13 protein-coding genes are annotated in these 13,173 nt (G+C 58.0%); 4 read left to right on the top strand and 9 right to left on the bottom strand.

Features of this window, described 5'->3' with window-relative positions:
• Positions 1–5: 5 nt before the first annotated feature.
• Positions 6–1,034 (bottom strand): amino acid ABC transporter substrate-binding protein, encoded by a 1,029-nt coding sequence (locus BUB69_RS05995; protein ID WP_073163399.1) that lies wholly within the window; start codon positions 1,032–1,034, stop codon positions 6–8.
• 483 nt (positions 1,035–1,517) lie between these two features.
• On the opposite strand from BUB69_RS05995, the gene BUB69_RS05990 reads away from it, so the two are divergent.
• Positions 1,518–2,177, top strand: coding sequence for an alpha/beta hydrolase (locus BUB69_RS05990; RefSeq protein ID WP_073163395.1), 660 nt, complete (start codon positions 1,518–1,520; stop codon positions 2,175–2,177).
• 117 nt (positions 2,178–2,294) lie between these two features.
• Complete coding sequence (gene rhlB, locus BUB69_RS05985) at positions 2,295–3,761, top strand: ATP-dependent RNA helicase RhlB (protein ID WP_084537056.1); 1,467 nt, start codon at positions 2,295–2,297, stop codon at positions 3,759–3,761.
• Between the two features lie 83 nt (positions 3,762–3,844).
• On the opposite strand, the gene BUB69_RS05980 is transcribed toward rhlB, so the two are convergent.
• The 8 genes from BUB69_RS05980 to BUB69_RS05945 form a co-directional block, all read right to left on the bottom strand.
• Positions 3,845–4,495 (bottom strand): DUF799 domain-containing protein, encoded by a 651-nt coding sequence (locus BUB69_RS05980; RefSeq protein ID WP_073163393.1) that lies wholly within the window; start codon positions 4,493–4,495, stop codon positions 3,845–3,847.
• Complete coding sequence (locus BUB69_RS05975; RefSeq protein ID WP_175561662.1) at positions 4,492–4,893, bottom strand: DUF4810 domain-containing protein; 402 nt, start codon at positions 4,891–4,893, stop codon at positions 4,492–4,494. Before BUB69_RS05975 ends, BUB69_RS05980 begins: the two co-directional genes overlap by 4 nt.
• Complete coding sequence (locus tag BUB69_RS05970; RefSeq protein ID WP_425439352.1) at positions 4,893–5,582, bottom strand: CsgG/HfaB family protein; 690 nt, start codon at positions 5,580–5,582, stop codon at positions 4,893–4,895. The genes BUB69_RS05975 and BUB69_RS05970 overlap by 1 nt, the downstream gene beginning before the upstream one ends.
• Positions 5,583–5,783: 201 nt before the next feature.
• A complete protein-coding gene (gene moaE, locus BUB69_RS05965; RefSeq protein WP_073163391.1) occupies positions 5,784–6,233 on the bottom strand; it encodes a molybdopterin synthase catalytic subunit MoaE in 450 nt (149 codons plus the stop codon).
• Between the two features lie 2 nt (positions 6,234–6,235).
• A complete protein-coding gene (moaD, locus tag BUB69_RS05960) occupies positions 6,236–6,481 on the bottom strand; it encodes a molybdopterin converting factor subunit 1 (protein ID WP_024686407.1) in 246 nt (81 codons plus the stop codon).
• Positions 6,478–6,963 (bottom strand): cyclic pyranopterin monophosphate synthase MoaC, encoded by a 486-nt coding sequence (moaC, locus tag BUB69_RS05955; protein ID WP_073163389.1) that lies wholly within the window; start codon positions 6,961–6,963, stop codon positions 6,478–6,480. Before moaC ends, moaD begins: the two co-directional genes overlap by 4 nt.
• A 235-nt stretch (positions 6,964–7,198) precedes the next feature.
• On the bottom strand, positions 7,199–8,593 hold the full coding sequence (locus tag BUB69_RS05950) for a PhoH family protein (protein WP_073163387.1): 1,395 nt from the start codon (positions 8,591–8,593) through the stop codon (positions 7,199–7,201).
• Between the two features lie 294 nt (positions 8,594–8,887).
• A complete protein-coding gene (locus tag BUB69_RS05945; protein ID WP_073163385.1) occupies positions 8,888–10,066 on the bottom strand; it encodes a polysaccharide deacetylase family protein in 1,179 nt (392 codons plus the stop codon).
• A gap of 183 nt (positions 10,067–10,249) precedes the next feature.
• Here BUB69_RS05945 and yaaA point away from each other — a divergent pair, with 183 nt between their 5' ends.
• Together yaaA and BUB69_RS05935 are read left to right on the top strand one after the other, a co-directional pair.
• The gene (gene yaaA / locus BUB69_RS05940; RefSeq protein WP_073163383.1) at positions 10,250–11,029 is read left to right on the top strand and encodes a peroxide stress protein YaaA; all 780 of its coding nucleotides are present in this window, start codon (positions 10,250–10,252) and stop codon (positions 11,027–11,029) included.
• An 816-nt stretch (positions 11,030–11,845) separates the two neighbouring features.
• Complete coding sequence (locus tag BUB69_RS05935; protein ID WP_073163381.1) at positions 11,846–13,162, top strand: nucleotide sugar dehydrogenase; 1,317 nt, start codon at positions 11,846–11,848, stop codon at positions 13,160–13,162.
• The last annotated feature ends 11 nt before the right edge of the window (positions 13,163–13,173 follow it).

The raw sequence follows: 13,173 nt of genomic DNA, 5'->3' as shown, positions 1-13,173 counted from the left end.
GTCAATCAACGAATAGGTGGAGCGTACTGAATGCCGCCAGCATTCCACAGAGCGTTCTGGCCACGCTTGATTTTCAGCGGGGTGCCTTCGCCCAGGTTGCGCTCGAACACTTCGCCGTAGTTACCGACTTGCTTGACGATCTGCACGACCCAGTCCTTCGGCAGGTTCAGGTCCTTGCCGTAAGTACCGTCTGCGCCGAGCATACGGGCTACGTCAGGGTTCTTGGTCGCCTTGGCTTCAGCTTCGACGTTCTTGGAAGTGATTTTGGCTTCCTCGGCGTTGAGCATGGCGAACAGGGTCCACTTGACGATAGCGAACCACTCTGGATCGTTTTTACGCACGACAGGGCCCAGAGGCTCTTTGGAGATCACTTCAGGCAGAACGACATAGTCGTCCGGCTTGGCCAGCTTGCTGCGCTGTGCGTAGAGCTGCGACTGGTCGGAAGTCAGCACGTCGCAACGGCCGCCTTCCAGCGACTTGGCGCTTTCATCGGAGGTGTCGAAGGTGATCGGGGTGTATTTCAGGTTGTTGGAACGGAAGTAGTCAGAGACGTTCAGCTCGGTGGTGGTACCGGCCTGGATGCAGATGGTTGCACCGTCCAGTTCCTTGGCACTGTTAACGCCCAGCTTCTTGTTCACCAGAAAGCCGATGCCGTCGTAGTAAGTCACGCCAGCAAACATAAGGCCCATGGCCGAATCGCGCGAGCTGGTCCAGGTGGTGTTACGCGAAAGGATGTCGATCTCGCCCGATTGCAGTGCAGTGAAACGCTCTTTGGCGTTCAGCTGGCTGAACTTGACCTTGGTGGCGTCGCCAAATACTGCGGCGGCTACTGCGCGGCAGACGTCAGCGTCGATACCAGTGATCTTGCCGGTAGCATCTGGAACGGAAAACCCTGGCAGGCCATCGCTGACGCCGCACTGAACAAACCCTTTCTTCTGGATAGCATCAAGTGTGGCACCTGCGTTCGCAGCCCCCGCCACGCCAAGTGCTGCTACTGCTGTTACGACCGCCAGGGTGGATTTCAACATCTTCATTCAAAATCTCCAGTTTGCTCTTTGTTGTGTGGGAGCTTCAGTGGCGTCGCACCCTTGTGAGGCATAAATGACCCGTGCTGGCTTTTTTTTGGGTCATGCGCGCCGGACCTGAATCATGAACCACCTGTACAAGATCATCTCGCCATGCGTGTTCATTATTCGAAACGGTCCCTAGGACTGTTGCCCCGTGTTTTCCCGAACCCGAACGGTACAGGTTGAATCGTGCCGAGAAACCTGTCGCATGGACTTCCGTGCAGCTTTTCGACCGTTACAACTAATAGCTTTATAGTGTTACCGAACGATGAGAGCACTGAGTCTCCAGTCGTCCTGTAGCAAAGCCCGTACCAGCATGCCAACTGAGCTGAATTCGCGGCAGGTCAAGACAAAAACTTGTACCCTTGCGACATCTTCTTTCATATTTAAACAAGCTGCGCACTTTATTAATGCGCCCAAAAAGCGCCAGCGCACAAAAATGGAGCAGTCATGAGCGAACCCCTGATCCTTGAGCCATCAGGCACCCCTGATGCGTGCGTCATCTGGTTGCACGGCCTGGGCGCCGACCGCTACGACTTCCTGCCGGTTGCCGAAGCCCTGCAAGAGCAATTGCTGACCACCCGATTCGTGTTACCGCAGGCGCCAACCCGCGCAGTCACGGTCAATGGTGGCTATCAAATGCCCAGCTGGTATGACATCAAAGCCATGAGCAGCGAGGCCCGCGCCATTGACCACGATGAGATGGAAGCCTCGGCCCAGCAGGTGCTGGACCTCATCGAGCAGCAGCGCGACAGCGGCATCGACCCTGCGCGGATTTTTCTGGCAGGCTTTTCCCAAGGCGGCGCGGTGGTGTTACACACCGGCTATCGACGCTGGCAAGGACCGCTTGGCGGGGTGCTTGCCCTGTCCACTTATGCCCCTACATTCAACGATCAGATGACCCTATCTGCCAGCCAGCAGCGCATTCCGGCCTACTGCCTGCACGGCCAGCATGACGAAGTGGTACATAACGTGATGGGCCGGACCGCTTACGAGCACCTCAAAGCCCAAGGTGTCACCGTTCAATGGCAGGAATACCCAATGGGGCATCAAGTGTTACCGCAGGAAATTCACGATATCGGTGTGTGGCTGGCTGAAAAGCTTCGCTGAAATCCGATTCGCGAGGCTCTGGACCGAGAGCATCTGTAGCGCATTGCGGATGACACTACGCCGAGCACGGTTCTTGCTTTACACTGCTCGGCGTACATTCCTTAACCAATTGACGAGATGACCGTGCTCAAAGCACTCAAAAAGATGTTCGGTAAAAGCGAGGCCGAACCACTCGCGCCCGCTCCGGCAGCACCCATCCCCGCCCCTGTCGTGCCCGTGCAGAGCCAGAACCAGGGCCAAAGCCAGGGTCGTCCTGACCAAGTGACTGACAAGCCCGCCGAGCCGTCCAGCACGCGAGCACCGCGTCCCGACAAGCCCAAGGCCGAGCGCCCGCGTCGTGAGCGCGTAGCCAAACCGCCCGCGCCAGCCTGGAAGCTCGAAGATTTCGTCGTTGAACCGCAGGAAGGCAAAACCCGTTTTCACGATTTCAATCTTGCCCCGGAACTGATGCACGCCATTCAGGACCTGGGTTTCCCTTACTGCACGCCGATTCAGGCCGGCGTATTGGGTTACACCCTCAAGGGCAAGGACGCCATTGGCCGCGCCCAGACCGGCACTGGCAAGACCGCTGCGTTCCTGATCTCGATCATCGAGCAACTGACCCAGACCCCGCCACCGGCCGAGCGCTACATGGGTGAGCCCCGTGCGCTGATCATCGCGCCGACCCGGGAACTGGTGGTGCAGATCGCCAAGGACGCTGCCGACCTGACCAAATACACCAACCTGAACGTCATGACGTTCGTCGGCGGGATGGATTTCGACAAGCAGCTCAAGCAGCTTGAAGCGCGCCACTGCGACATTCTGGTCGCCACACCGGGTCGTCTGCTGGACTTCAACCAGCGCGGCGAAGTGCACCTGGACATGGTCGAAGTCATGGTGCTGGACGAAGCCGACCGCATGCTGGACATGGGTTTCATCCCGCAGGTGCGTCAGATCATTCGTCAGACACCGCACAAGGGTGAACGCCAGACCCTGCTGTTCTCGGCCACCTTCACTGAAGACGTGATGAACCTGGCCAAGCAATGGACGACGGACCCGTCCATCGTCGAGATCGAGTCGTTGAACGTGGCGAGCGACAACGTCGAACAACATATTTATGCCGTGGCCGGTGCCGACAAGTACAAGCTGCTGTACAACCTGGTCAACGACAACGGCTGGGAACGCGTCATGGTCTTTGCCAACCGCAAGGACGAAGTGCGACGCATCGAAGAGCGCCTGGTGCGTGACGGCGTCAACGCTGCGCAACTGTCAGGCGATGTGCCCCAGCACAAACGGATCAAGACGCTGGAAGGCTTCCGCGAAGGCAAGATCCGCGTCCTGGTGGCGACAGATGTGGCCGGTCGCGGCATTCACATCGACGGCATCAGCCACGTGATCAACTTCACCCTGCCGGAAGTGCCTGACGACTACGTACACCGTATCGGTCGTACGGGGCGTGCGGGCGCAGACGGCGTGTCGATCAGCTTTGCCGGTGAAGACGACTCTTATCAGTTGCCGGCTATCGAAGAAAAGCTGGGCCGCAAGATCAGTTGCGAAACGCCGCCGACCGAGCTGCTGCGCGCCGTCGTACGTCGCACGACCTGACCCCCGCAAGCGGCCATAAAAAAGCGCAACCCGTGACGGGTTGCGCTTTTTTTTGCCTGCTGAAGAATCGGAACGACGATGTATCAGTCAGAACCGTACTTCGGTGAACGCGGACCGTAGAGCAGACCGGCCGGGCGTCCCGCCGAGAGCAGACGGTTGCTGGCAATCCCGGCAATCGGATGGCTGGCATCGGTGGAGCTGTTGATGATCTGCTTGACCGCCGCGGTAACCAACATGCCGACCAGGCCACCGCCGCTGTTATTGCCACCCTCGTCGCTGGACGCGGACGCTGCGCCAGTCCACAACGCAGCACCGGTACGCAGATCCACCAGCCTGGCCGTGACGGTCACGATGGTCTGGCTGCTGATAACGATGTAGCTGGTGCCGTATTGCTTGACCGTGATGTACAGCGCCGCATCCGCGCCAAAGATCTCCCGCAGCTTGGCCGGTGAGGTGGCCTGAATGTCATTGGCGTCGGTCAGGCCGTTGTTGCGAAACGTCTCGTCGACCAGCGCGACGGGCAAGACATAGTAGCCGGACTCTGCCAGTGGATAAGTCACCTGCGAGAACGTGCTGTAAGTCGCCTTGATATCGGGTGACTCGTTGACCGGCGGCAGCACCAGAATCGAACGTGGCTTGCTCTCCTTGAAGGCCGAGTAGTCAACGGTTTTCGGGGTGGCGCAACCCGACAACAAGGCCATCGCAATCAGGCCCATGGCTATTTTCAGTTTCATTTGGCGGCTCCTGCCTTGGCGTTCTTGAGCAGAAAGTCCATGTAAGTAGCCGACTCGGGAAACAACGCCTTTTCGGTCCGCAACTCCTGAACCATCTGATCGTCCTTGCCCAGGCTGCCGTAGAGCATGCCCAGTTGGGCGTGATAGCCCGGTGGTGGGTTGGCATCGCTGGCGCGGATCTTCTGCAGATCCTCTTCCAGTTTCGCGACCTGAGCTTCCTTGGATTCACCCTTGAAATACTCATACACTTCGGGCTGGTAATTACCCCACTGGTACAGGGTTTTCGGTTGCGGGGCGCAACCTGTGATGAACACGCCAGCGACGACAAGCGTTGCGAGACCGCACAACGAACTGCTGTTATGACTTCTAAACACTACAAATCCCTTTTTTGACCGCATCAGTTGGCGACTGGCTTCCACGCGCCGCTGTCCAGCGCACGCACCATGTTGTTGACGGCTTCGCGCATGGCCAGGTCCAGCACCTTGCCATTGAGTGTCGAATCGTAGCTGGCGGTTCCACCGAAACCGATCACTTCACGGTTGGACAGCTCATACTCGCCCGCGCCTTGCGTCGAGAAGACCACTTCGGAAGTGCTGATATTGACGATGTTCAGCGCCACTTTTGCGTAGGCGATCTGCGACTTGCCGCGACCCAGCAGGCCAAACAGTTGATGATCGCCGGTCTCCTTGCGGCCGAACTCGGTCACGTCGCCCGTCACCACGTAGTCGGCGCCTTTCAGACGCTGGGCCGTGGACTTGATGGTGGCTTCCTGCTTGATCTCTGCCATGTTGTCTCGATCCAGCACATTGAACCGATTGGTCTGCTGCATGTGCGTGATCAGAATGGTCTTGGCCTGGCCGCCGAGACGGTCGACGCCGTCGGAAAAGATCCCGCGCATATAGCTTGAGCGATTGTCGAACTTACCCACTGCAACCGGGTAACGAAGCCCGCTGTAGGCAACGCTTGCACTCTCGACCTTGGCAACCGGCAAAGCCCGGGAGCTCTCCGTTGCACAACCCCCTACCAGCGCCAGCGTCAATGCTGTCATCCCTGTTGCCACTACCTGCTGCAGTCTCTTCACGTCCATACTCCGGGCTTGTTGCCGTGACATACGGTCCTCACGCCGCAATCAACCGATAGCAGCACGCGGACGAAAAATTGAATGAGCCCTGCCGAGGGCGGCATGACCGGCACGTTTGACAGCGTTTTTCCAGATAGTTGCAAAGTCAGCCCGCCAACTTCACCCATGGGTCGCAAACACCGCTGCAAGCCTGCTGCTCAACCTGGATCATTTCCAACGGTCAGCGGCCTGATGATCGCTGTGGCGCCCTTCGACCCAACGCTGGCCTTCAGGGGTGTTCTCGCGCTTCCAGAAGGGCGCGCGGGTCTTGAGGTAGTCCATGACAAAGTCGCAGGCCTCGAATGCAGCCTGGCGGTGCGCGCTGGCGACACCGACAAATACGATCGGCTCTCCGGGCTCCAGCACGCCGACCCGATGCAGAACATCGAGCCTGAGTAACGGCCAGCGCTGCTCGGCTTCGGCAACGATCTTCGCCAACGCCTTTTCAGTCATGCCGGGATAGTGCTCCAGAAACATGCCGGACACTTCGCGACCGTCGTTGAAGTCCCGAACGTAACCGACAAAGCTCACCACTGCACCAATGCCGACATTGGCCGCATGCAGTGCATTCACTTCAGTTCCCGGATCGAACGCTGCCGACTGCACGCGAATCGCCATGATCAGCCTCCGGTCACGGTCGGAAAGAACGCGACCTCATCGCCGTCCTGTATCGGCTCGTCGAGCTGACACAGTTCCTGATTGCGCGCGCACATGACGTTCTGTTCACCCAGCACCTGCCAGGCCTCGCCACGCTGCAGCAAATGCTGACGCAGGGCGTCCAGCGTCGCAAAGTCACCTTCGACCCGCTCGCTGTCCAGACCTAACGCTTCGCGATAACGGGCAAAGTACTGGACCTGCACGCTCATTGACCCGCCTCCCCAGCGTCAGCGACAAAGTGACCGCTCTTGCCACCTAGCTTCTCCAGCAGACGCACCGACTCGATGACCATGCCGCGATCCAGCGCCTTGCACATGTCATAGATCGTCAGCGCCGCGACGCTGGCGGCCGTCAACGCTTCCATTTCGACACCGGTCTGCCCCGCCAGTTTGCAGCGCGCCATGATACGAACCGTGTCGTCACCTTCGGCGGCCAGTTCGACCTTGACGCTGGTCAGCATCAACGGATGGCAGAGCGGAATCAGGTCGCTGGTTTTCTTCGCTGCCTGAATGCCTGCGATCCGGGCCACGGCGAACACATCACCCTTGGGATGGCCGCCGCTTGTGATCATTTGCAAGGTGGTGGGCAGCATGCGCACCAGCGCGCAAGCCACGGCTTCACGGGACGTTACCGCTTTATCGGTAACATCGACCATGTTGGCGCGGCCTTGGGAATCGAGATGAGTGAGCACAGTTCTACTCCTGAACAGGAGCGGCGATTGTAAACCTAAAAGCGCGGGAGGGGGCTGACTGAGCACAGACGGCGCAGACCACGCGGGCGCTGGCCTGACAGCAAAGTGGGGCTACAGACGCCGCGGTTCCGGCGCCTGTGCAACCCTTTTGGTGTGCAAGCTCGCGTCCACGAGCTTGCACTTCTCTGGCGACCATTGTGTATCACGCTGTCGCTGAACGTGAACACACGTGGGGTTACAAATGGCTCTCCGCATATTCGGCCAGTATCGAACGTGGCACGCCTTGCAGGGTGATGTGCACGCCGTTGGGGAAGTCTTTGAAGCGCTCCGTCAGGTAGGTCAGGCCCGAGCTGGTGGCTGACAGGTAAGGGGTGTCGATCTGCGCCAGGTTGCCCAGGCAGACCACTTTGGAGCCGGCACCGGCACGGGTGATGATGGTTTTCATCTGGTGCGGCGTCAGGTTCTGACATTCGTCGATCAGGATCAGGCTTTGTTGAAAGCTGCGGCCCCGGATGTAGTTGAGGGATTTGAACTGGAGCGGGACTTTGCTGAGGATGTAATCGACGCTGCCATGAGTGCTTTCGTCATCCATGTGCAACGCTTCGAGGTTGTCGGTGATGGCGCCAAGCCAGGGCTCCATTTTTTCCGCTTCGGTGCCGGGCAGGAAACCGATTTCCTGATCGAGCCCCTGAACGCTGCGGGTCGCGATGATGCGGCGATAACGTTTGGTGACCATCGTCTGCTCGATCGCAGCGGCGAGGGCCAGAATGGTTTTACCCGAACCTGCGGCACCGGAGAGGTTGACCAGGTGAATGTCGGGATCGAGCAAGGCGAACAGTGCCAGGCCCTGATAAATGTCACGCGGCTTCAGTCCCCAGGCTTCCTGATGCAGCAGAGGCTCCTGGTGCATGTCCAGGATCAGCAGTTCGTCGTTCTTGACGCCCTTGATCCAGCCGACAAAACCCTGCTCGTCAACAATGAACTCGTTGATGTGTACCGCTGGAAGGGCTTCATTCAACTGCACGCGGTGCCAGGTACGTCCGCGCTCCTGGCGTGTATCGACCTTGCTGACCCGATCCCAGAAGGAGCCGGTCATGTCATGGTAGCCACGGGACAACAGTGAAACATCGTCCACCAACTGGTCGGTGCTGTAGTCCTCGGCTGCGATGCCGCAGGCGCGCGCCTTCAGGCGCATGTTGATGTCTTTGGTGACCAGCACCACGCTCAGGTCCTTGCTGCGCGCGTGCAAATCAATCAATTGGTTGATGATGATGTTGTCGTTCAGGTGTTCCGGCAGCAGGCTGTTGGGCTCTTCACGCTTGCTCATCAGAATCGACAGAAAGCCTTTGAACACGCCGGTGCCGCGATCGATCGGCACGCCTTTCTCGACTTCTTCAGGAGACGCCTCGCCCAGCGTCTTGTCGATCAGGCGAATCGCCTGCCGACACTCGGCGGCCACTGAATGTTTACCTGCCTTGAGTTTGTCCAGTTCCTCCAGAACGGTCATGGGGATGGCGACGTGGTGTTCTTCGAAATTCAGCAGTGCGTTTGGGTCATGGATCAATACATTGGTATCGAGCACGTAAAGGATTGGCTGGTTAGTGGAGGGGGTGCGTCCGTGATCATCCATACTCGCTCACCTTTGTAGTAGCCAGGCGACGCAGAACCGCAACAGGACTGCGCCACGAAAAGGCCGCCGGTGTCCGCCCTTCAGGCAGGGTAGACGTGTTGCTCAAGATGGGTCTTTGAGGACGCCACCTGTGTTGCAGGTTTCGGCGGTCTGTATTCGTAATACAGCAAAAGGGATGACAGAAAAAAGCTCTTTGACAGTTTTTTGAAGTTTATTTCACAGGATGACGAATAGCGCTTGGCGGACGTTCCCGGCGCGTTTACAGTCGGAAGTCAGCTACAGCCGATTTACCCGTCACTCCCCCTCCGGCGCGTCTTCGCCACTCTCCTCCAGCCCTTGCTCCACGGGCGTTTCATACAGATTCCGGCAGTCATCCCAGACCAGTTCGCTTTGCGCGGTATTGGCCAGCAGCAAAGGCACTGCCGACTGCGCCTTGTCGGCGGTGTCGTGGAACACCACAGTGCCGCGACGCCATAACAGCATCAGCGTCAACACGCGGTCGCCGACCTGCTGCGCCGAGAGACGACCGGTCTCGTCCTGGGACTCGATATTCCATAACGAGACGCGCAAGTGCTGCGCGCGGAAATAGTCGCCGCTGTCGGCACGTCGATGGCCGTAGGGCGGACGAAACATCGGCACGTAGTTGTCCGGCAGAATCTGCTGAACCAGCGCCACACTGCGCTCAATGGAGTCCTGCCAGTCCAGCCACTGGCTGTGCGAGCGATACTCCCAGCCCTGAATGCCTACGCATTGCTGGCGGTAAAGCGACTGCAGGCTGCTGGCCGAACTGCTGTCCAGACGGCCCTGAAGGCTCTTGCCCAGCACGAAGAAGGTCGCCGTCATCTTCTGCTGACGCATGAAGTCGGCCAGCCAGTCCGTTGCACCATCGGCTGCGCTCGGCCCGCTTTCGAAGTTGAGCATGAAGGTGCGGTCCGGCATTTCGTCGCCGCTCATTTCATCGGAGTTGTAACGCTCGATCTTGCTGCTGGTCTGCGGAAACAGCGCGGCCATGAACAACAGTTCGTTGAGGTAGCGCTGGTGGAAGACGGCGCTGGGTCTGGCCCAAGCGGCATAAAAGGAATCATCGCCGACCTGGTATTCCTCGGCGCGCTGCCGCAACTGGTCCATGTCCTCGACCAGCACGCAGAAGTTGGCATCCTGCTCGCAGCTTTTCTGGGCGTTCTGGTAGTTTTCCAGCAGGCGTGACCACAACCGGTGACGAACCACATTCAGCGACGCCACGTTGACGTAGCGCAGCCCGAGGCGCTGCTTGAGGCCGTCCTCATCCAGCTTCTCGCTGAGAAACAACTGGTGAGCAAAGGCCAGGATCTCGGCACGAGACGCCACGTCGAACAAGGCAGGCGTCTCCAGGCGCTCAGGCCAGACACTGCGATCCATCGTGGCGATGACCGGCGCGGCTGCCTGAGCCTGAACCCAGAACAAACCCGCGAAAACTGCTAGAACGATACGCAAACCCTTTGCCCTCTCACTCGACCGTCAACGCGCGCCACTATAGCTGATATGGGTGGCACGCCTGATGTCAGCTTGCATACAGATGCCGAGCAAAGGCCAGACAGGTTCTCTCTATTGCCACCATTACTGGAGTCGGGCGCTGGCAGCCCATAGAATCGTGCGACGTTCAAAGGAGACGACTTCATGCTGATGGTGATTTCCCCAGCGAAAACCCTCGATTTCGAAACGCCGCCCACCACCAGGCGCTTCACCCAGCCGCAGTATCTGGATCACTCCCAGGAACTGATCAGCCAGCTTCGCGAACTGACGCCGGCTCAGATCGCCGAGCTGATGCACCTCTCCGACAAGCTCGCAGGGCTCAATGCTGCGCGCTTCGGCAGCTGGAACCCGGCGTTTACCCTGGATAACGCCAAGCAGGCGCTGCTGGCGTTCAAAGGTGACGTGTACACGGGCCTGCAGGCCGAAACGCTTGACGATGCTCAACTGGACTACGCCCAGGATCACCTGCGCATGCTTTCCGGGCTGTACGGACTGCTGCGGCCGCTTGACCTGATGCAGCCTTATCGCCTGGAGATGGGCACACGCCTGCCCAATACGCGCGGCAAGGATCTCTATGCCTTCTGGGACACGCGCATCAGCGAATGGCTGAATCAGGCGCTGGCCGAGCAAGGCGATGACCTGCTGTTGAACCTGGCGTCCACCGAGTACTTCTCGGCGGTCAAACGCTCGGCCCTCAAGGCCCGTATCATTGATACCGAATTCAAGGATATGAAGAACGGCCACTACAAGATCATTAGCTTCTACGCCAAGAAAGCGCGCGGCATGATGAGCCGGTTCGTTATAGAAGAACGCATCAATACGCCCGAAGCCCTGAAGCACTTCAATAGTCACGGCTATCGCTACAGCACCGAACACTCCTCCTCGTCGAAGTTGGTCTTTCTGCGCGACGCTCAGGACCAGTAACAGCGTCAACGTTGTGTAGCGCTCAGGCGCTACACAACACACCCCTGCTATTTCAACCCCCAAGCGACAGCTTTATGACGCCGGTTAAATGGCAACTAGCATGCCGTTTGTCCGACAAGAAAATTTCTACAAAAAATATACATTTTTTTTCACTAGTGGCGCTTTGATTTTCGCGAGTGATAGCACATTCACATCTATCACTTCTAACCCCCGCCAACTAAGGTCCAAACAGAAAGTGCCATCACCGTGCGACTATTTGTGTCACGCCCTGGATACACGAAATTCTCCAAAACAGGACGAGCGGCCAGGAACTAAATACGAAACCTTACGTTCCTACATCCCGTAACAATTCTCGGTGACCCTGTAAGAGATCACTTACGGACCAGCGAGGATAAAGGGACGTTACCAGCAACACTGTCTTATCCATGAGATCGGACTGTAGGTACTGAAATTAAAACTCACATCACTAGTTGAAGTAGGTAGACAGGCGAAGCACCTGACAGGTGTGACGTGCAGGACTCGACAAGGACTGCCATGGCTCTGGCCAGCGGCTTTCAGCTCCTGATCCGCCGTCCGTCGCCACACAGGAGTAGTTTACTGCATCCAAGAGAGCAGGGCCCTGCCCCATCGGGACAGATCACTTGCCGCTTGTACTTAGTGTCATTTGAGTTCGCCTCGTTTGTTTAGGCACTCACTCATTAAATATGCTTGCGTTAGTTAGATGGCCTTCACAAGCTGTCACGGCTGACGTGTGACATCTGCTGGCCAAAATTAATATCCAGCCAACTTTATGGCGTGAAAATCGAGGAGAGTACGATGCGTATCAGCATCTTTGGTTTGGGTTATGTCGGTGCTGTCTGTGCCGGTTGTCTTTCTGCCCGTGGTCACGAAGTCGTAGGTGTTGATATTTCCAGCACCAAGATCGACCTGATCAATAGCGGCAAATCGCCTATCGTTGAACCAGGGCTGGAAGAGCTGCTGGCACAAGGTATTCGCACAGGCAAACTGCGCGGTACCACAGATTTTGCCGAGGCCATTCGTGCCACTGATCTGTCGATGATCTGTGTGGGTACGCCCAGCAAGAAAAACGGCGATCTGGAACTCGACTACATCGAATCCGTCTGCCGTGAAATCGGTTATGTGCTGCGTGACAAGACTTCCCGTCACACCATCGTTGTCCGCAGTACCGTACTGCCGGGCACCGTTGCCAATGTCGTGATTCCAATGCTCGAAGAATGCTCCGGCAAGAAAGCCGGTGTGGACTTCGGCGTGGCCGTGAACCCTGAGTTCCTGCGTGAAAGCACCGCGATCAAGGACTACGATCTGCCACCGATGACCGTCATCGGCGAATTCGACAAGGCCTCGGGCGACGTTCTGCAATCGCTGTACGAAGAACTGGACGCACCGATCATCCGCAAGGACATCGCCGTTGCCGAAATGATCAAGTACACCTGCAACGTGTGGCACGCCACCAAAGTCACCTTCGCCAACGAAATCGGCAACATTGCCAAGGCCGTCGGCGTCGATGGTCGCGAAGTAATGGAAGTGGTCTGCCAGGACAAGGCACTGAACCTGTCGCAGTACTACATGCGTCCTGGCTTCGCATTCGGCGGCTCCTGCCTGCCGAAAGACGTGCGTGCCCTCACCTACCGCGCCAGCACTCTGGACGTTGATGCCCCGCTGCTCAACTCCCTGATGCGCAGCAACGTTTCCCAGGTGCAGAACGCTTTCGACATGGTCGCAAGCTACGACAGCCGCAAGGTTGCACTGCTGGGTCTGAGCTTCAAGGCCGGTACCGATGACCTGCGCGAAAGCCCGCTGGTAGAGCTGGCCGAAATGTTGATCGGCAAGGGTTTCGACCTGAGCATCTTCGACAGCAACGTTGAATACGCACGTGTTCACGGTGCCAACAAAGACTACATCGAATCGAAGATTCCGCACGTTTCGTCGCTGCTGAACTCCGACTTCGACCAAGTCATCAATGACTCTGACGTGATCATTCTGGGTAACCGCGACGAGCGCTTCCGTGCACTCGCCGACAAGACCCCTGAAGGCAAGCGTGTGATCGACCTGGTGGGCTTCATGTCCAAGGCCACCAGCGAAACAGGCCGTGCCGAAGGTATCTGCTGGTAAATCAGCCGCAA

Source organism: Pseudomonas asturiensis, from assembly GCF_900143095.1.
GTDB lineage: Bacteria > Pseudomonadota > Gammaproteobacteria > Pseudomonadales > Pseudomonadaceae > Aquipseudomonas > Aquipseudomonas asturiensis.
This window is presented reverse-complemented; position numbering and strand designations above follow the sequence as displayed.

Coding starts and splice junctions, on each gene's coding strand:
- BUB69_RS05980 (WP_073163393.1), bottom strand. CDS start 4,495: ATGAAACTGAAAATAGCCATGGGCCTGATTGCGATGGCCTTGTTGTCG.
- rhlB (WP_084537056.1), top strand. CDS start 2,295: ATGACCGTGCTCAAAGCACTCAAAAAGATGTTCGGTAAAAGCGAGGCC.
- BUB69_RS05975 (WP_175561662.1), bottom strand. CDS start 4,893: ATGCGGTCAAAAAAGGGATTTGTAGTGTTTAGAAGTCATAACAGCAGT.
- BUB69_RS05935 (WP_073163381.1), top strand. CDS start 11,846: ATGCGTATCAGCATCTTTGGTTTGGGTTATGTCGGTGCTGTCTGTGCC.
- BUB69_RS05990 (WP_073163395.1), top strand. CDS start 1,518: ATGAGCGAACCCCTGATCCTTGAGCCATCAGGCACCCCTGATGCGTGC.
- BUB69_RS05950 (WP_073163387.1), bottom strand. CDS start 8,593: ATGGATGATCACGGACGCACCCCCTCCACTAACCAGCCAATCCTTTAC.
- yaaA (WP_073163383.1), top strand. CDS start 10,250: ATGCTGATGGTGATTTCCCCAGCGAAAACCCTCGATTTCGAAACGCCG.
- BUB69_RS05995 (WP_073163399.1), bottom strand. CDS start 1,034: ATGAAGATGTTGAAATCCACCCTGGCGGTCGTAACAGCAGTAGCAGCA.
- moaD (WP_024686407.1), bottom strand. CDS start 6,481: ATGAGCGTGCAGGTCCAGTACTTTGCCCGTTATCGCGAAGCGTTAGGT.
- BUB69_RS05970 (WP_425439352.1), bottom strand. CDS start 5,582: ATGGACGTGAAGAGACTGCAGCAGGTAGTGGCAACAGGGATGACAGCA.
- moaE (WP_073163391.1), bottom strand. CDS start 6,233: ATGGCGATTCGCGTGCAGTCGGCAGCGTTCGATCCGGGAACTGAAGTG.